The sequence below is a fragment of the Aureimonas ureilytica genome (assembly GCF_001475935.1).
Classification (GTDB): domain Bacteria; phylum Pseudomonadota; class Alphaproteobacteria; order Rhizobiales; family Rhizobiaceae; genus Aureimonas; species Aureimonas ureilytica_A.
This window is the reverse complement of sequence record NZ_LDQA01000025.1, coordinates 78373-95954: the sequence shown is the minus strand read 5'-3', so window position 1 is coordinate 95954 and position 17582 is coordinate 78373. Positions and strand designations below refer to the sequence as shown.

14 protein-coding genes are annotated in these 17582 nt (G+C 64.4%); 3 read left to right on the top strand and 11 right to left on the bottom strand.

What is annotated here, in order from left to right; genetic code table 11:
• Positions 1–24: 24 nt before the first annotated feature.
• Entirely contained in the window at positions 25–1284 is a 1260-nt protein-coding gene (gene purD / locus NS365_RS11925) for a phosphoribosylamine--glycine ligase (RefSeq protein WP_058600509.1), read from the bottom strand.
• Between the two features lie 151 nt (positions 1285–1435).
• Here purD and ubiA point away from each other — a divergent pair, with 151 nt between their 5' ends.
• Entirely contained in the window at positions 1436–2437 is a 1002-nt protein-coding gene (ubiA, locus tag NS365_RS11920) for a 4-hydroxybenzoate octaprenyltransferase (RefSeq protein WP_058600508.1), read from the top strand.
• A gap of 5 nt (positions 2438–2442) precedes the next feature.
• Here the strand turns inward: ubiA and NS365_RS11915 are convergent, their stop codons facing one another.
• The 7 genes from NS365_RS11915 to ypfJ all read right to left on the bottom strand — a co-directional run bounded on the left by NS365_RS11915 (position 2443) and on the right by ypfJ (position 11958).
• A complete protein-coding gene (locus NS365_RS11915; RefSeq protein ID WP_058600507.1) occupies positions 2443–3018 on the bottom strand; it encodes a DUF6101 family protein in 576 nt (191 codons plus the stop codon).
• A gap of 181 nt (positions 3019–3199) precedes the next feature.
• On the bottom strand, positions 3200–4630 hold the full coding sequence (locus NS365_RS11910; RefSeq protein ID WP_058600506.1) for an FAD-binding oxidoreductase: 1431 nt from the start codon (positions 4628–4630) through the stop codon (positions 3200–3202).
• A 39-nt stretch (positions 4631–4669) separates the two neighbouring features.
• On the bottom strand, positions 4670–5638 hold the full coding sequence (locus NS365_RS11905; protein ID WP_058600505.1) for an L-threonylcarbamoyladenylate synthase: 969 nt from the start codon (positions 5636–5638) through the stop codon (positions 4670–4672).
• A 201-nt stretch (positions 5639–5839) separates the two neighbouring features.
• Positions 5840–7180, bottom strand: a complete 1341-nt coding sequence (locus NS365_RS11900) for a glycoside hydrolase family 25 protein (RefSeq protein ID WP_244498434.1) — start codon at positions 7178–7180, stop codon at positions 5840–5842.
• A gap of 586 nt (positions 7181–7766) precedes the next feature.
• Positions 7767–8852 (bottom strand): acyltransferase family protein, encoded by a 1086-nt coding sequence (locus tag NS365_RS11895; protein WP_058600503.1) that lies wholly within the window; start codon positions 8850–8852, stop codon positions 7767–7769.
• 2 nt (positions 8853–8854) lie between these two features.
• Complete coding sequence (glyS, locus tag NS365_RS11890; RefSeq protein WP_058600502.1) at positions 8855–10984, bottom strand: glycine--tRNA ligase subunit beta; 2130 nt, start codon at positions 10982–10984, stop codon at positions 8855–8857.
• 83 nt (positions 10985–11067) lie between these two features.
• Positions 11068–11958, bottom strand: a complete 891-nt coding sequence (ypfJ, locus tag NS365_RS11885; protein WP_058600501.1) for a KPN_02809 family neutral zinc metallopeptidase — start codon at positions 11956–11958, stop codon at positions 11068–11070.
• 162 nt (positions 11959–12120) lie between these two features.
• Between ypfJ and NS365_RS11880 the strand changes: the two genes are divergently transcribed.
• A complete protein-coding gene (locus NS365_RS11880) occupies positions 12121–12546 on the top strand; it encodes a DUF4112 domain-containing protein (RefSeq protein ID WP_058600500.1) in 426 nt (141 codons plus the stop codon).
• Between the two features lie 7 nt (positions 12547–12553).
• On the opposite strand, the gene NS365_RS11875 is transcribed toward NS365_RS11880, so the two are convergent.
• Positions 12554–13774 (bottom strand): alanine racemase, encoded by a 1221-nt coding sequence (locus NS365_RS11875; RefSeq protein ID WP_058600546.1) that lies wholly within the window; start codon positions 13772–13774, stop codon positions 12554–12556.
• Positions 13775–13918: 144 nt separating this feature from the next.
• On the opposite strand from NS365_RS11875, the gene NS365_RS11870 reads away from it, so the two are divergent.
• A complete protein-coding gene (locus NS365_RS11870; RefSeq protein WP_153003741.1) occupies positions 13919–15181 on the top strand; it encodes an amidase in 1263 nt (420 codons plus the stop codon).
• A 360-nt stretch (positions 15182–15541) separates the two neighbouring features.
• Here the strand turns inward: NS365_RS11870 and metF are convergent, their stop codons facing one another.
• Entirely contained in the window at positions 15542–16459 is a 918-nt protein-coding gene (metF, locus tag NS365_RS11865) for a methylenetetrahydrofolate reductase [NAD(P)H] (RefSeq protein WP_058600545.1), read from the bottom strand.
• Between the two features lie 10 nt (positions 16460–16469).
• Entirely contained in the window at positions 16470–17471 is a 1002-nt protein-coding gene (locus NS365_RS11860) for an ArsR/SmtB family transcription factor (protein WP_058600498.1), read from the bottom strand.
• Positions 17472–17582: the final 111 nt, after the last annotated feature.

The window sequence follows — 17582 nt, the reverse complement described above, 5'->3', positions numbered from 1 at the left end:
GCGAGATGGGCAATCAAGCCTTTGTCAGTGGCGCGCACGGTGCGCGATGTCGCGGCGGCAGAAGCCTTCGCTCCACTCGACACGATCCACCAGAGCGTAGGCCTTTTCGACGGCCTGAGCCACATTCGCCGCGCGCGCCGTCACGTTGAGGACGCGGCCGCCATTGGCGACCAACTCGCCATGGATCAGGCTGGTTCCCGCATGGAAGATCATTTCCCCTTCGCCGACATCGGGGAGCGAACGGATCGGTGTGTTCTTCTCGTAAGCGCCGGGATAGCCCTTGGAGGCTAGAACCACCGTCACGGCCGGCTCGTTCGACCAGTCGAGCGACACACCGTCGAGCGAGCCCGTCGCCGCCGCGAAGAGAACCGGCAGGAGGTCGCTTTCCAAGCGCATCATCAAGACCTGACACTCCGGGTCGCCGAAGCGCACATTGTATTCGATGAGCTTCGGACCGTCCTTCGTCAGCATCAGCCCGGCATAGAGAACGCCCCGGAAGGGCGCGCCATGCGCGCGCATTCCCGCCAGCGTCGGGCGCACGATCTCGGCCATGGCGCGTTCGGTCATTTCGGGCGTCATGAGATAGGAGGGCGAATAAGCGCCCATGCCGCCGGTGTTCGGTCCCTTGTCGCCGTCATAAGCGCGCTTGTGGTCTTCGGCGGTTCCAAACAGAATCGCCCGCTCACCATCGCAGAGGCAGAAGAGCGAAGCTTCCGGCCCTTCCATGCACTCCTCGACCACGACCTCGATCCCCGCGCCGGCCAGAGCGCTGGCGAAGCAATCGTCGATCGCCGCCAAAGCCTCTTCGATCGTCGCCGCCACCGTCACGCCCTTGCCGGCCGCGAGTCCGTCCGCCTTCACGACGATCGGAGCGCCCTCGCGCTGGATATAATCCTTCGCGGCATCCGACTCGGTGAAACGCTGATAGCGCGCGGTCGGGATGTTCTGGAGTGTGCAGAGATCCTTGGTGAAGCCCTTCGACCCTTCCAGACGCGCGGCGGCCGCGCTCGGGCCGAAGACCGGGATCGAGGCATCAGTCAGGGCATCGGCAAGGCCGGCGACGAGAGGCACTTCGGGGCCGACGACCACGAAGCCGATGCCTTTCTCGCGGCAGAAAGCGATCACGGCATCATGATCGGCGGGGTCGAGCGCGACGCATTCGGCGACAGCGGCGATCCCCGGATTGCCGGGCGCGGCGAAGAGCTTGCCGAGATCCGGCGAGCGGGCCAGTTTCCAGGCCAACGCGTGCTCGCGACCACCCGAACCGATCAGAAGAACATCCATGGTCATTCTCGCCTCCGCAGGGCCCTATCGTGCCGGCGGCCGAGGCCGCGTTCTCGAGGGCTCGATTACGGGGCCGGGATAGGCAGGGTCAAGCCTGAGACGCAGGCCCAAAGGGCTTGACGACGGGCGCGCTGCGGGGCTTCTCCGCTCTATGCAAAGACCCGACGCATCACCCAACGGTTCGGCAGACCGCGTTTCGGACGCACCGTCCGACAATTTCGTCTACCGCGTCCTTCCCCGCGCGCTCTGGCCCTATGCGCAGCTGGCGCGCTGGGACCGACCGATCGGCTGGCAATTGCTACTGTGGCCCTGCCTCTGGTCGGCGGCGCTGGCACCGCAATGGGCCGCGCCTTCGGCCGTTCATACGGGCCTGCCGGACCTGCGCCATCTCGCGCTGTTCCTGATCGGGGCGATCGCCATGCGCGGCGCGGGCTGCACCTATAATGATCTGGTGGATCGCGACATCGACATGAAAGTCGCGCGGACTCGCTCCCGCCCGCTCCCTTCGGGGCGCGTCACGAGCCGCCAAGCCAAGCTTTTCTTGGTCGCGCAGGCCTTGATCGGTTTGCTGGTGCTGATCCAGTTCAACACGTTCGCGATCGGCTTAGGCATCGCCTCGCTTCTGATCGTCGCGACCTACCCGTTCCTGAAGCGGGTCACGGACTGGCCGCAGCTCGGCCTCGGGCTGTGCTTTTCATGGGGCGCGCTGATGGGCTGGGCCGCCTTCTGGGGCACGCTCGGGCTGGCGCCGATTCTCCTTTATGTGGGCTCGGTCTTCTGGACGATCGGCTACGACACGATCTACGCGCACCAAGACCGCGAGGACGATGCGCTGGTCGGCGTACGCTCCACCGCGCGGCTGTTCGGGCACCACACCAAACGAGCCCTCACCCTTCTCTACGGCGGAACGATCCTCTGCTTTACGCTCGCCTTCATCGCGACGGGAACAGACGCGTCCGGGCCGGCTTGGCCAGCCTATGCCGCACTGGCGATGGGCGCGGTCCACATGGCTTGGCAGATACAGCGCCTCGATATCGACGATGTCGATCAGTGCCTGCGCTTGTTCAAATCAAACGGACTGTTCGGGTGGATCATCTTCCTCGGGCTGGTCTTTTCCAGCCTCTGGGTCCTGTCCTTCCCCAAACCCGTCTGACGCCTTTAGTTGCGGGCGATGATCTCTTCGCCTTCCAACATCATGCGCATCCCGAGGCCGCCGGGCTTGCGACGTGCCAAGAAGCGCGGGCGGCGTCCGCGATGGCTGGAGCGGCGACGCGAGGCGGGTTCGCTCGTGCGCAGCTTGCCGAAGGTTTCCTCGAGAGCCGTCACACGGCCATCCGACTCGACCATCAGCATGGGCAGATCGAACAGCTCCGACCAGCTGCGCCAGTCGGCGGCCACGTCGAACAGATCGCAGGCCACCAGAAGCGGAACCGACAGCTTCGGATTCTCATGGTGCATCTCGAGGGTAACGGTCACTTCGCCATTGCTGTCTTCCATCGCGCGGGCGGCGATACCCTTGAAGGAGCGCGGCGCCAGAGCGATGGCGACCGGAATACCCGACATCTCCAGCCGGCGATGGACCACTGCGCCCCGATGATCCACGCGGTAGGTGACGGTCTCCTCCCCGTCCTGCACTTCGAAAACTTGCTTGCGGTCGGCATGCGCGGGATCCACGCGGATCGGCATACGGGCCCACTCGGGCTTCAACGACGTCGGATTGGTAACCAGGCTCATGATCGCGCCTTCCGTCTCTCTGCCGGAAGCTCCCTATTGAGAGATACTTCCTGATTAGCCGATGTATCCCGGCTTTCGATGCTTGGAGACTATCCGACGCTTGTTTCGCCTCACCTAACAAATGCGGTTAAGTGTTCCTGACCTTCGCCAAGGTTTTCAAACCGTAACTTCAAATAAAACTTTAAAGGAGCTTGCCCGGGTTCATAATCCCGAAAGGATCGAAAAGCCCTTTGATACCGCGCATCAGCCCCAGTTCGACCGCGTCCTTGGTGCGCGCGAGTTCCTCGCGCTTGAGCTGGCCGATGCCGTGCTCAGCCGAGAAACTGCCGCCGAGTTCGGCCACGACGCCGTGCACCAACGTGTTGATCTCGGTCCAGCGAGCCAGGAAGACTTCCTTATCGGCGCCTACGGGCTGAGAGATGTTGTAGTGGATATTGCCGTCGCCCAGATGGCCGAACGACACGATGCGCGCGCCCGGTATGGCCTCCAGCACCAGCGCGTTTGCACGATCCAGAAATTCGGGCACCAGAGCGACGGGCACGGACACGTCGTGCTTGATCGACCCGCCCTCCGGCTTCTGCGCCCAGCTCATTTCTTCGCGCATGCGCCAGAAGGACGCAGCCTCGGCGAGGGACTGTGCAATGGCGGCGTCTTCGATCTCGCCCGATTCGAAGGCGACCTCCAGGATGGACTCCAGCACCGCGCGCGCGTCCTCCCCCGATTGCGGCGAGGAAATCTCGATTAGTACATACCAGGCATGGGGCTCAGCCATGGGATCGCGCGCGCCCTGCGTATGCCGGACGGTGAATTCCAATCCGATTCGCGGCATGAGCTCGAAGGCCGTGAGACGCCCTCCAGCCAGCGACTCGGCCCTTGCCAGAAGGTTCAGCGCCTGTTGCGGGCTGGCGAGACCGACATAGGCGACCTCGCGGCCGGCGGGCTTGGGAAAGAGCTTAAGCACCGCGCCGGTGATGATCCCGAGCGTGCCTTCCGACCCGATCAGGAGATGGCGCAGATCGTAGCCGCGATTGTCCTTCTTGAGACGCCGCAGCCCGTGGAAGATGTCGCCCGAAGGGAGCACGGCCTCGACGCCGAGGCAGAGATCGCGCGTGTTCCCATAGGCCAAAACAGCGGTTCCCCCCGCATTCGACGCCAGATTGCCGCCGATCTGGCACGAGCCTTCGGACCCGAGGGACAATGGGAAAAGGAAGCCCGCATCATCGGCTGCTTCCTGCGCCCGCTTCAGGACGACCCCGGCATCCACCGTCATCGTCCGGCCCAACGGATCGATCTCTCTGATACGGTCCATCCGAGACAGCGACAGAACGATCTCGGCGTCGGAACGCGGCACTTGCCCGCCGACCAATCCGGTATTGCCACCCTGCGGCACGACGGGCGTGCGCGTCTGTGAGGCCAGGCGCAGGATGGCTGAGACTTCCTCCACCGTGGACGGGCGAAGGACCAGCCGCGTCCGGCCTTTGAACTTGTCGCGTTCTTCATGCACGAAGGGCGCGATGTCGCTGGCCTCTGTCAGGGCGCGCCCGGCCGGAAGCAGGGCGGCGAACTCGCTGAGAAGCGTGTCGGAAAGGGGCGAAGAATCGATCGTGTCCATGATCAGACGCTAGCCTCGATCAAGGTTAACGTCGATAGGTCAGCGCTCGGCGGCGGCCCTGCGGAGTCGGTCGTTGATCGCCTCGCCCAGCCCGTCGTCAGGGATCGGGGCGACAGCGATGGCCTCGATATCGGGTGCGTCGAAGGCGGAAAGCGCGGCGAACAGACGGCTCGCAGCCTCCTTCAAGTCGCCCGTCTCGCTCAGGTTGAAGACGCCCCCTGCCCGCGTCAGATCGTCCGGGCTATCGGGGCCGAAGCCGATCCAATATTCGCCCGGCTCCGGCGCGCTTGCGCCCAACCGCACGCGTCCACTTGGCGCGTAATGCGACAGGAGCTGACCCGGCGCGGAAATGGCGTCGCCTTCCTCACGTCGGCGAACAGGCAGACCCGCCTCCTCCTCGATGCGCGCGGCCGTCAGCGTTCCCGGCCGCAGGAGCAGGATGTGATCGTCCATCACGCGGATGATCGTGGATTCGAGCCCTTGTTCGCAGGCGCCGCCATCGGCGACGAGATCGATTCGGCCGTCGAGCGTCTTCAGGACATGCTCGGCGCTGGTCGGGCTGACGCGGCCGGATCGGTTGGCGCTGGGAGCTGCGATCGGGCGACCGAGCGAATCGATGACCATGCGCAGCGGGCCTTGCGGCGCGCGAAGAGCCACCGTGTCGAGCCCACCCATCACCAGAGGATGCAAACCGGACTCGGGACGCACCGGAAGAACGAGAGTCAGAGGCCCCGGCCAGAACCGCGCAGCGAGCCGTCGCGAGATCGGATCGAACTCGGCATAGGTCTCGGCCATGGCCAGATCGAACACATGGCAGATCAAGGGATTGAAGCGGGGCCGGCCCTTCGCCTCGAAGATCGAGGCAACCGCCACACCATTGGCAGCGTCCGCCGCCAGACCATAGACCGTTTCGGTCGGCACCGCCGCAAGGCCGCCTTCGCGGAGGCACATCAGAACGGCCGCTCCCGCGCCGTCGTCCCTCAGATCGATCCGTCTGGTCTGTCGCATGGCCCAACACCTATGACGTCGCGCGTCCCGTGCCAAGGAAACTCGCCGGGAATGGTAACAGGGCGGTGCAAGCGGCGCCATCGCAGGCCCGCCCGCCCCCTTTGAACCCATCTGTGAGAAAAATTAAAACCGCCTCTGCCGGATGCAAGGCGGTTGCGGGAGTGACAAACAAGGACTGCAGGCGCGAAGCGCGAAAACTCGTCAGCGCGTCGTATCGAAGGCCTTGACGACGCGGCGATCGGCGAGCGTCAGAGACGCCAGCGACGTCCAGCTGTCGCGGCCGTCCTTAAGCTCCGCGCGTTTGTCGGGCCGCTGCGGCCCGATCATGGGAACCCGTTTCACCGTCACGGCGGCCTTCTCCAGAAGGGTCGCCAGATGGGACTTCAAATGATCAGGCAAGTCCGACCGCCGCTCCGGCGCGGGAGACGGCTCCGCCGTATCCTGAAGAATGTCCCGGACGGCCTGCATTTCCTCGCGCAGCTGCGTCACCGCATCGGCGATATTGCCCGGCTGAGTCGAAACGATCTCGGTTGCAGCTGGCCGATCGCCCGGGATGGGTGGATTGACTTTGCGACTGTCGGTCAAAGCCGAAAGCACCGGAGAAGCCGATTTACCCGCATGTTCCTGACGCGCGGTCTCGGTCAGTAGCGCCAGCGGATCGATCGTCGCCCGCCCACTCGGACCGAAGGCGGCGGCAAAGGTGCCCGGCACGGCGGCGTTGTCGGTCTTGGCCGCCAGTTCCGTCTCATCGTCGGTGGCTACAGCCTGCTTCGTGCCCTGCGAGACTGAGGCGATCAAAGCACCCGGGTCCTCGCTCGGCGCAGGGTCCTGTCCAACCAATCCGTCGAAGGGCCAAGCCTTCTGGAGTTCGGCGACGGTGAGCGGCGAAACGTTGACGTCGATGTCATTCTTGGCGCCCGCCACGCGATACGGACAGGACCGCGAGCCGCAATTGTGCATCGAAGAAAACTGCCAGAGCGCGTAATTGTCCCAGTTCCCGTTCGGGAACACGCCCGTGATGTCGTCGCGATAGCGCGCGTACCAGAGGGGCAGTCGCGACAGAAGCGGATATTGCGCCTTGTTGCGGGCGACGTAATCGGCGGTGTTGCCGTTCGTATAAAGCACGGGATAGCGGCCTAGCCTGATCTTGATCTGCTGCGCGAAGATTTCGGCGTCGGCCAGCGACATCCAGTCCGACGTGTTGTCCTCAATGTCGAGCGCGATCAAATCATCGGGCTCGGGCTGGGCGAAATCCACGAAATGATCGGCCTGCTCGCGCGGATTGCCGGGACGCCCGAGATGATAGGCTCCCCACTTCAGACCCAGCGTCTTCGCCATCTCGCGGCGGGTCATGTAGAGTTCCTGCGTGACGGAATATTTCCACCAGCGGTTCTTGCAGAGATTGAGCAGATCGCCCGACAGCTTGGCGCAGGACCATTCCGGCGGCAGACCATCGGAGGCCTTGCTGATGAAACCCGCGATGCGCTTGTCGCTGGTCATCTGCTTCCAGTTGATGGGATTGAACTCGTAGGCATCGATCACGAGCGCGCGCTCGCTATCTTTCCATGGTTTGTTCCAGTCGGCGCTGGCAGGCATCGCACCCAAAAAAATCGCGCCGAAAGCAATTGCAGTCACCAAGCGCAGGGCAGCCGCGTGAGCGGCGCTCAGGTCAGGCATTCGGGTTCGTCCCCTCGTCGTCACCCAGCAGGCCCGCAGGCCGGCATTGGGCGATACAATGTGCGCGAAACGACGCCGAGAATGCGTCGCTTGTCCCTCAAGTCCTGAAGGGGCGCGTCCCCTTCGCCAACCGGAACCGTTTTCCACAACCAATCGGGCGGGCCGAAGGCGATGGAGATCACTCATCATGAGCGTTCGTCATAAAATGAGAAAACTAGGCTTTCTCATGACTTAGCGACCACCTGAAAAAGCGTTCGGCTCAAGACCCAATCGCTTCCTCGTCAGGGATCGACCGCGGTTCCGAACAGGCAACCGCAAAGGATCCTTGACGCCGTCGAAGCGATCATCGCTGCGATCCGGCGGTCGTCTCTTCGACGAACAGTTCGCTCGCCAGTCTTTAGAAAACGATTCCCGCCTTGCCCCAGCCTGACGCCACAGGAAAATTCAGCGATCAAGGCCCGGTCGGAGCGCCGACGCCGGTCAGAAGGTCGCGGTCGGCATGGCGCCTGATCCAGCGCAGCACCGGACGCTCGAACGCGTAATGAAGGACAGTGGAGGCGGCGAGCGTTCCAAGGACAACGCCCAGCGGAAACCCGACGAGCCACGCGCCGGAATGGCGAATGCCGCCACGCTCCAGCGCGAAGAGAAGCGCGCGGATCACAAAGAAATGCGAGAGATAAACCGCATAGGACACGTTCCCCGCCCATTCGGCGATACTCGAGCGCGTTTCGCGGCGGCCCGACACGGCGGCCAGAACCATCAACGCGGCCGGGCATCCCCATTGGAGGAAGCGCCAGGTGAAGTCGATTTGCGGATAGGCGAGGAACAGGCCGAGGCCACAAAGACCCACCAGCCAGCGAGCCGGGTCCGGCATTCGAAATCCTCGCGACACGAGGAGATAGACAATGATGCCGAGCAGAAACTCCAGAACGATCGGGTCGCTCCAGAAGCGCAGCGCGAGGCTGGCGGGCGGAAACCAACGCCCGGCCGCCACGCCCAGCGCCAGAACCAGAAACACGCCGCCCAAGGCCCAGCGCTGCCTGAGACCCACGAAAAGCGCGAAAACGGCGTAGAAGAGCATCTCGTAATTGAGGCTCCAGCCGATATCGAGGACGGGCAGCGGAACCCCGTCAGGATTGGCGGCGGGGAAGAACAAGAACGACGCGACGATCTGGGTAAGCGTCGTATCGGCCCAAACGGGCACGTGCATGACGTCCAGGAGCACGATCACCAGCGCCGTCATCAGCCAGTAGAGCGGCACGACGCGCGCCAAGCGGCGCAGGAGAAAGCTCTTCCAGGCGCCCACCTTGCCATGCAGGCCGCGCGAGGAATGGGCCATGACGAAGCCGGAGATGACGAAGAAGATGTCGACGCCAGCCACGAAGGGAAACGGGCTGAGCGGAAACTCGGCGAAGCTCAGCCCGTAGAAGCGTAGGTCTATCGCGATCTTGATATGGGCAATCACCACCATGATGGCGGCGATCGCCCGAAGCCACTGGATCTCGCCGATCCGGCGGCTATCGCTCCAGACCGCCAAGATCAGCCCGCGATCTTGGAGAAGTCCGCGACGCGCTGCGTCGCCGCGCGAATGCGAGCGAGCAAAGCCAAGCGGTTAGCCCGCACGGCTTCATCTTCTGCATTCACGAGAACCTTCTCGAAGAAGGCGTCGGCGGGGCCGCGCAGACGCGCCAAGGCAGCGGCCGCCTGCGCGTAATTCTCGGTCGAGAGCGCAGTGTCGAGTTCACCTTCCGCGCGGTCCACAGCGCCCACCAGCGCCCGCTCCTCGTCCTCCGTCAGAAGCGCGGGATCGACCGCTTCGGCGACGCGCGTTCCCTTCTTCTCTTCGGCGGCCAAGATATTGGCGGCCCGGCGATAGGCCGCCAGAAGGTTGCGGCCATCTTCGGTTTCCAGAAGGCGGCCGAGCTCGGCGACGCGGCGCGAGATGTCGAGGAGATCGTCCTTCACCGCGCCGTCGGTTCCGCCCGCGAGCACGGCGTCCACCAGATCATGCCGCGCGCCGGAATCGCGAAGCTGGACCTTCAACCGGTCATGGAAGAAGGACAGAAGATCGCCGGACGTGATCAGCGTCCCCAGACGGGGCCGCAGTTCGTTTTCCAGAATGATGCGGATCACGCCGAGCGCGGCACGGCGCAGCGCATAAGGGTCCTTCGAGCCGGTCGGCTTTTCGTCGATGGCCCAGAATCCGACCAGCGTATCAAGCTTGTCGGCCAGCGCGACGGCGATGGCGATGGCGTCCTTGGGAACGCGATCCCCAGGCCCCTGCGGCTTGTAATGATCCTCGACGGCGGCCTGAACCGACGTATGCTCGTTCTGAAGCCGCGCATATTTGCGGCCCATCAGGCCCTGAAGCTCGGGGAACTCGCCGACCGCTTCGGTCGTGAGATCCGCCTTGGCCAGAACCGCCGCGCGGCGCGCGAGCGTTGCATCCGCGCCGACCAGCGGTGCGATGACGGCCGCAAGGTCCGCGATCCGCGCAACACGCTGCCCCTGCGTGCCGAGCTTGGCATGGAAGGTCACGCCGAGCGCGTCGAGCTTGGCCATGCGCTGATCCAGCGGCTTGGCCAAGTTCAGCCCGAAACGGCCGGCGGACGCTTCGAGCGAAGCCAGATCGGGAAGCGCGCCCTGGTCCGTGTGCCAGAAATAGAGCGCGTCCGACAGGCGCGCGCGCACGACCTTGCCATTGCCGCGCGCGATCTCGGTGCCGCCGTCCACCGCCTCAATGTTGGAAACGAGCAGGAAACGGTTCGCCAGACCCGCTTGGCCCCGACGCCGCGTGACGAAGCATTTCTGGTTGGTGCGGATCGTCAGCTGGATCATTTCGGGCGGGATGGCGAGAAAGGCCTCCTCGAACTCGCCCATCAGCACGACCGGCCATTCCACGAGGCCGGACACCTCTTCGAGAAGACCCTCGTCCTCGACCAGTTCCAGCCCCTGCGCGAAGGCGAGGTTCTGCGCGTCGGTGCGGATGATGTCCTTCCGGCGCTCGGCGTCGAGCACGACCTTGGCGCGCTCGAGATTCTGGGCGTAGTCCTCGAAGCGGCGAACCTTGATCTCAGCGGGCGCATGGAAGCGATGGCCGACCGTACGGTCGCCCGAACGGATGCCGGACACTTCGAAATCCACCACGACGGTCTCGCCGACCTCGGGCCCGAAGACGCAGAGGATCGACTGGAGCGGGCGGACCCAGCGCAGCGAGCCCGGCTCGCGCGAGGCCGCGCCCCAGCGCATGGATTTCGGCCAGGGGAATTCGCGGATGATCGCCGGCATGATCTCGGCGATGATCTCTTCTGCCGCGCGGCCGGGCTTTACGATATGGGCGGCGAAGAATTCGCCCTTCTTGCCATCCGAATGCTTGTGAGCCTGATCGATCGATGTGAGGCCGGCGGAGCGCAGGAAGCCCTCGATCGCCTTCTCGTTGGCGTCGGTGCGCGGCCCCTTGCGCTCTTCGTGCACGTCCTTGGAGCGCGCGTCGAGGCCGCGAATGTCGAGCGTCAGGCGGCGTGGCGTCCAGTATTCGCGCGCGCCCTCGTAGGTGAGGCCCGCTTCCACCAGAGCATCCGTCACCGCCTTGCGAAGATCGCCCGCCGCCTTGCGCTGCATGCGTGCGGGGATTTCCTCGGAGCGGAGTTCAAGAAGAAGATCGGGCATGGTTCGCTTCGTGGCTGGATCGCGTTTGGCCGCGTCTCACCATGCCGATCTTCCGATTGCAAGCCGATAGCCGTTTCGAGCGGTCAAATCCGCCCGTTGAACGTGTCGCACTGGTTCATGTCGCCCGAGGTCGCGCCCCGGCGGAACCATTCGACGCGCTGGGCCGAGGTGCCGTGGGTGAAGCTATCGGGAACGACCGTGCCCTGTGAGCGGCGCTGCAACGTGTCGTCGCCGATCCGGCTGGCGGCGTTCAGTGCTTCCTCGAGATCGCCCTTTTCGAGATAGCCGGCCTGCTGCGTGTCATGTGCCCAGATGCCGGCATAGCAATCGGCCTGAAGCTCGACGCGGACGGAGACGGCGTTGCTTTCGGCCTCCGACATGCGCTGGCGCATCTCGGTCGTGCGCTGAAGGATACCGGTCATGTTCTGGACGTGATGGCCGACCTCGTGCGCGATCACATAGGCCTGCGCAAAGTCGCCGGACGCGCCGAGATCGCGATCGAGCTGACGGAAGAAGCTCGTGTCGAGATAAAGCTTCTGGTCGTTCGGGCAGTAGAAGGGGCCGGACGCGGAACTGGCATTGCCGCAGGCAGACGAGACGCGATCGGTGAACAACACCAATGTCGGGTCGCGGTACTGACGGCCCATGTCCTGAAAGCGGCGGTTCCAGACATCCTCGGTATCGCCGAGCACCACGGCGATGAAGTTGTCGGTCTCGTCGGCCGTGCCATCGACGCCAGGTCCGCGCTGCGCGGTCTGCGTCTGGCTGGAGGATGTTCCGTCGTCCATGCCGATCACCGACATCGGATTGATGCCGAAGCCAATCCAGAGGATACCAAGTATGATCAGCAGACCGATGCCACCGCCCCCGGCACGGATCGGAATGCGCATTCCGCCGCCCCCACCGCCAAAGCCACCGCCGCTGCCACGCTGGTCCTCGATATTGCTGCTTTCGCGTCGGCCTCGCCATTCCATGGTCGCTCTCCCCGTTCGCCCTTCGCGTTTTCGTGACGAGTGAGATAGGCGGCCCTTACGGATCGGGAATGGCTTACAAATCGAACCCCTCGCAACCCGGGCGGCGACCTACCATCTCTTGTTTGATTGGCGCCCTTCGCGCGCCCTTGGAGAACAAAGACGATGATCGCCACCGCTTATGCGTCTGGCTTCGAAACCGCAGCGGGAGAGCTGGACCTGACCCGTCGCCTGGCGCGGCTGAACGGCCTCGCGCGCTTGATGGACACGGCACTCAGAGTTCCCGGCACCAATATCCGGTTCGGCGCGGATGCGCTGATCGGCCTGGTGCCGGGCATCGGCGACGCGGGCGGCGCGCTGATCGGCCTCTTCATCGTCAACGAGGCGCGCCGCCTCGGCCTGCCCAAGCGCAAGCTCGCGCGCATGGTGGCCAATCTTGGACTGGACGCGGCGGTCGGTGCGGTGCCGCTCGCCGGCGACATGTTCGACGTCTACTTCAAGGCGCACAAGCGAAACATCCAGATCATTCTGGATCATTTCGACCTCGCGCGGCGCGACATCATGAAGGACGTCACGCCGCAGCGCCATTGACGGACGTTCAGTCCGCCATGGTTTCGAGGCTCGCAAAGCCCTCGACGGCCCCGCCCTCCTCGAAGGGCCGGGCCACTTCCACGAACGTGTCGGGATAGAACCCGTTGAAGCGCGTGCGCAGCGAGAGGGAATAGGCCCCGATATGGCCGATCTCGATCCAGTCGCCCGTATCGACCGTTTCCGGCAGCCAGAAGGGCCGGGATAGAATGTCGACGGAATCGCAGGTCGCCCCGCAGACGCGAAACGCGCTGATCACCTTCGGATCGCCCTTGCGCGCGACCCGCGCGGGGTCGGGAATGAAGCGGGCCGGCAGCGTGATCTTGCCGGTCCAGGAATCCGACAACGACGCCCAGATCCCGTCATTGATATAAAGACGTCGCCCCTTGCGCAGAAGCACGCGCACGATCAGCGAAAAGGCGCGGGCGACCACGACGCGGCCGGGCTCGGCGACGAGCGGCATGTCGGCAAAGCCCCATTCGGAAATATCCGCGCGAAGGCGCGACATGATTTCGTCCATGCCCGGAATGTCCGGCTTCTTGCGGCGCGGATCATGGCCGTATTCCGCCGGGAAGCCGCCGCCGACATCGAGCCCGGCCAGCGGCACGTCTGCGCGATTGCGCACCCAGTCGGCGGAGGCGAGCGCGCGCTCGTAAGTGTCCGGGTCTTCGATCTGCGAGCCCACATGGAAGCAGAGGCCGACCTTGAAGCCGATGCGATGGCAGCGCTGAAGAAGCTCAACCGCATGGGCGGGCGCTGCGCCGAACTTCTTCGAAAGTTCGTACATCGCATGGCCCTTGGTCTGGAGCCGCACGAAAATAGTGAGCGTTGCGGGATCGAGATCCATAGCCCGCACGATGCGCAAGATCTTGGCGACCTCGTCCTCGTGATCAAGCGAAAGCGTTCTGATACCGTAGGTTTCGAGCGCGAGTCGAATGTCGGACTGGGCCTTGATCGGATGCATGTACAGCATCTCGGCATTCGGCGCGACGGCGCGCACCGCGGCGAACTCGCCGGGCGAGGCGACGTCGAACACCTTCACCCCAGCCTGTGCCAACGTTTCCAAAACCATGGGCTCGCCATTGGTCTTCACTGCATAGGCGGTCTCGCCCGGAAACGCGTCCATGAAGGCGCGCGCGTCGGCGCGCAGCACATCGGGACGGAAGCAGTAGACCGGAACGTCCGGGCGGAGCGAGAGGGCCGCATCGCGGGCCGTTTCGAACTTCTGCAACAAGGCACTCCTTTCAGGCCGAACCGCTGCGACAGATAGGGCGCGGCGAATCCAGCAAAAGCCATCTTGCTATCTGCACCGAAACGCATGGCAGGCTTGTGAACCATCTGCCACAAGAGCGCACAGTCGATACAGGACGAACGCATGGCCGGCTTTGCTCCCCAGTCCCTGACCGCTCTCATCGAACGGGTTGCGTCCGGCCGGTCCAGCCCGATGCGCGAGACCGATCGGGCTCTCGAGCGCATCACGGCCCTCGACCCGGAGCTTCGAAGTTTTGCCCGAGTCGCAGACCGCGCGTCCCTTTCCGCCTCGATGCGCGATGGACCGCTGGCGGGCGTGGCGCTCGGCGTGAAGGACCTGTTCGACACGTTCGATCTGGAGACCGACTACGGCTCCCCACTCTATGCCCGCCACCGACCGCGCGCGGACGCAGCGCTCGTCGCGCAGGCCCGTGCGCTGGGGGCAGCCATCATCGGCAAGACGGTGACGACCGAATTCGCCCATGCCAGCGATGTGCCGACGCTGAACCCGCATGGTGCCGCGCACACCCCCGGCGCATCGTCGGCCGGCTCGGCCGCCGCCGTGGGGGCCGGTCTCCTGCCGGCGGCTATAGGCTCGCAAACGGCGGGCTCGATCATTCGTCCGGCCGCCTTCTGCGGCACGGTGGGCTTCAAGCCGAGCTTTCGCCTTCTGCCGACCGTTGGCATGAAACCGTTCGCCTGGTCGCTGGACACGGCCGGACTCTTCGCCGCCGATGTGCCGAGCGCCGCGCTGCTGGGCGACATCCTGTCGGGCCGCCCGATGCGGATTGCGGACGACACGCCGCCCTTTCGCGTCGGCCTCTACCGCTCGCGGATCGACCATCTTCTGCATCCGGGCATGATCGATGCCATGGCCCACGCCGCGCGCAGGCTGGAGCGCGCGGGATGCGATATCCTGGACATTGACGAAACCGACGCTCTGGCCGCCGCGAGAGACGCGCAGGAGCGCATCCAGCTTTTCGAAGGCGCGGTCTCCCTGCTTCATGAACGGCGGTACCATGCCGAACAGCTCAACGCGGGACTCCTCAGCGTTCTTACGGCCGGCGCGGCGATCGCCCCAGCGGACTATGACAGCGCCCGCCGCGCAGCTCGCGCGGGACGGCGAGAGGTCACGCGCCTGTTCGAGGCCTGCGACATCATCCTCGCCCCCTCCGCTCCCGGCCCCGCTCCCCTGCGGCAGGACGGGATGGGCGATCCCGCCTTCAACCGGCTTTGGACCGTCGCTGGCGTGCCTTGCGTCAACGTGCCGGCTGGCAGATCACGGGAAGGCCTTCCTCTCGGCGTCACGATCATCGCCCGGTTCGGGCAGGATGCGCGGGCGCTTGCCGGTGCCGCTCTCTTGGAGCGGCAGCTTCAGGACCTGTAGAACGTTGCTCCGATCCCTCGATGACAGCGTTTCACACTTTTTTCAGCATGACGACGACAGCTCAAGCCGTTGAAACTCATCGGCTTCACCGAGCCGCATATTTTCGGACGAGCCTTGGGAAACGAATCCCTCTTTACGATGTTAAACAGATCATGAAGACTGGTAACATCCTGTGAGGAGGAGATCGTGATGGAACGGGTACGCTCTCTGAATCTGATCATGGCGACGGCGGCTTTCGCCTTTGTCGGTGCCATGGTCGTCGGTTTCATTTCCTGACGCCGGACGGTTTACGCGTAAGCCGTATCGCAGCGTCAGGGTGCGAATGAAACAGAAAGGGCCGGTTCATCCGGCCCTTTCTCGTTACGCAGCTTGCTCGATACGATCCGTCCTGTCATCGCCGCCGGCCGACGGACGCAAGCCGAGAATATGGCAGATCGAATAGACGAGATCGGCCCGGTTCATCGTATAGAAATGGAAATCGCCGATCCCGCGTTCGACGAGATCGAGCACCTGCTCGGCGCAGACCGCCGCCGCCACATGGCTATGCGTCTGCGGATCGTTCTCCAGGCCTTCGAAACGCTCGGCCAGCCAGAGCGGAATGGAGGCGCCCGTTGCGGCCGAGAAGCGCGAAATCTTGGTGAAGTCGTGGATCGGAACGATGCCGGGAACGATCGGCACATAAATGCCGGCCCGCCGAACGCGCTCGACATAGCGTTCGAACACATCATTATCGAAGAAGAACTGCGTGATGGCGCGCGTCGCACCATTATCGACCTTGCGCTTCAGGAGGTCGATGTCGGTTGCGAAGTCCGGGCTTTCGGGATGCTTCTCGGGATAGGCCGAAACGGAAATCTCGATCTCGGGATCGATCGCCTTGATACCGGCAGTCAGATCGACCGCATTGCGATAGCCGTTCGGATGCGCCTCGTAGGCACCACCCGCACCCGCCTGACCGTCCCCGCGAAGGGCCACGAAATGGCGCACGCCGGTTTCGCGATATTGACGCACGACGGCATCCACTTCGTCGCGGCTCGCATCGACGCAGGTCAAATGTGCCGCCGGCTTCAGCGGCGTTTCGCTCAGGATGCGCTTGACGGTGTGATGCGTGCGCTCGCGCGTCGAACCCCCGGCACCGTAGGTCACGGACACGAAATCGGGCGAGAGCGGAGCCAAGCGCTGGATCGAGTCCCAGAGCCCTTCTTCCATCTTCGGTGTCTTGGGCGGAAAGAACTCGAACGACACGCGGAAGGGCGAGCGCTGCGAACGACGCTGGATCATGGACATTCCTTCAGGCTGCCTCGACCGGGCGCGCGGCCGGATCGAGCGGGATGGCGGCGTGCGGCCGTCGGGCCAGGAGAACGAGAACGGTGAGCGCGTCAGTCCTCTCGCCTTTCGGCGGAAGCGCGCGAATGGTCTCGACGCGAAGGCCGGCGGCTTGGGCATAGGCGCTGAGTGTCTCAATGCTGAAGCCGAGCCGCAGATGCGCATGTTCCGTGCGCAGTGTTTCCAGCCCGTGCGGCGCGAAATCGACAATGGCAAGACGCCCGCCCGGTGCCAGCGCCGCTGCCGCCTCGCGAATGGCAGCGGCAGGATCGTCGAGATAATGAAGGACCTGATGGAGCGTCGCGAGTTCGAAACTGCCGCGCGGCACCGGGAGACGATAGGCATCGCCCTGCCGCACGCTGGCGCGGCTGAGACCCGCCGCGTCGAGCTTGGCGCGGGCGATCGACAGCATTTCGCGAGACGCGTCGATCCCCAGCGAGCGCTCGCAGCGCGGCGACAGGAGCTCCAGAAGCCGGCCCGTGCCCGTGCCTATGTCGAGGACGGACTCGATGTTCTCGTCGCCAAGCACATCCAGAAGCGCGCTTTCGACTTCGACATCCGGCACGTGAAGCGAGCGAATCCGGTCCCATTGTTCGGCGTTGCGGCTGAAATAATGGGCCGCGCGCTCCGCTCGCTCAAGGCGAACATGTTCGAGCTTCTCGCGGTCGCCCGCCAAGCGCCCGTCTTCGTCCACGACGCCGGACAGAAGCGCGTCCACCAGGGTCGCGATCAGCGCATCGTCGCTACGCCGGAAATAGGCCCAGGCCCCCTCCTGATAGCGATGCACGACGCCCGACTCGACCAGGAGCTTCAAATGACGCGAAATGCGCGGCTGCGATTGGCCGAGAATGGAAGTGAGATCGGAAACGGTCAGATCGTGGCTCGACAAGAGCATGACGAGGCGCAGGCGCGTCGGTTCTCCGAGAGCCTTCAGAATTTCCACCGTCGCATCGAAAGACGCCGCCATGAACGCGCCTCCTTCGCGCCAACACATAAAGATATGTTTATGTGTTGCAGGCGAAAGATGCAAGTGGGTTCCATCGCGTTTGCACGGGCTTCACGAGCCCGATACTCTTTC

Excerpts from the sequence above, each read along its gene's own strand:
- purD (WP_058600509.1), bottom strand. The coding sequence starts at position 1,284 with ATGGATGTTCTTCTGATCGGTTCGGGTGGTCGCGAGCACGCGTTGGCC.
- ubiA (WP_058600508.1), top strand. The coding sequence starts at position 1,436 with ATGCAAAGACCCGACGCATCACCCAACGGTTCGGCAGACCGCGTTTCG.
- NS365_RS11915 (WP_058600507.1), bottom strand. The coding sequence starts at position 3,018 with ATGAGCCTGGTTACCAATCCGACGTCGTTGAAGCCCGAGTGGGCCCGT.
- NS365_RS11910 (WP_058600506.1), bottom strand. The coding sequence starts at position 4,630 with ATGGACACGATCGATTCTTCGCCCCTTTCCGACACGCTTCTCAGCGAG.
- NS365_RS11905 (WP_058600505.1), bottom strand. The coding sequence starts at position 5,638 with ATGCGACAGACCAGACGGATCGATCTGAGGGACGACGGCGCGGGAGCG.
- glyS (WP_058600502.1), bottom strand. The coding sequence starts at position 10,984 with ATGCCCGATCTTCTTCTTGAACTCCGCTCCGAGGAAATCCCCGCACGC.
- ypfJ (WP_058600501.1), bottom strand. The coding sequence starts at position 11,958 with ATGGAATGGCGAGGCCGACGCGAAAGCAGCAATATCGAGGACCAGCGT.
- NS365_RS11880 (WP_058600500.1), top strand. The coding sequence starts at position 12,121 with ATGATCGCCACCGCTTATGCGTCTGGCTTCGAAACCGCAGCGGGAGAG.
- NS365_RS11870 (WP_153003741.1), top strand. The coding sequence starts at position 13,919 with ATGGCCGGCTTTGCTCCCCAGTCCCTGACCGCTCTCATCGAACGGGTT.
- metF (WP_058600545.1), bottom strand. The coding sequence starts at position 16,459 with ATGATCCAGCGTCGTTCGCAGCGCTCGCCCTTCCGCGTGTCGTTCGAG.
- NS365_RS11860 (WP_058600498.1), bottom strand. The coding sequence starts at position 17,471 with ATGGCGGCGTCTTTCGATGCGACGGTGGAAATTCTGAAGGCTCTCGGA.